The sequence below is a fragment of the Candidatus Poribacteria bacterium genome (assembly GCA_021295755.1).
Taxonomy (GTDB): Bacteria; Poribacteria; WGA-4E; order WGA-4E; family PCPOR2b; genus PCPOR2b.
Genome location: JAGWBT010000093.1, coordinates 14,622 through 14,977 on the forward strand (window position 1 = coordinate 14,622; position 356 = coordinate 14,977).

The window sequence follows — 356 nt, forward strand, 5'->3', positions numbered from 1 at the left end:
ACGGGGAAACGATGCGAAACTGAATTGGAGAGCAGCACAATGGGAAATACCTTTGGTCACCTCTTTCGGATTACAACATGGGGCGAATCACATGGGGGGGCGATCGGCGTTGTGATTGACGGCTGCCCACCGAAACTTAACATCGACATCAAAACCATTCAGTCAGAACTGGATCGGCGGCGCCCGGGACAGAGCCATCTCACAACCTCACGTCAGGAGGAGGATCAGGTGGAGATTTTGTCCGGTGTTTTTGAGGGGGAGACGCTTGGCTCCCCGATCTCAATGCTGGTGTGGAATAAAGACGCGAAACCCTCCGCCTACGAACACCTCAAGGATGTGTATCGACCGTCTCACGC

1 protein-coding gene is annotated in these 356 nt (G+C 54.2%); it reads left to right on the forward strand.

Translation table 11 applies throughout. From position 1 onward, the window contains the following. Window positions 1-39: 39 nt before the first annotated feature. On the forward strand, window positions 40-356 hold a 317-nt coding region (locus tag J4G02_14135; protein MCE2395714.1), incomplete at its 3' end, for a chorismate synthase.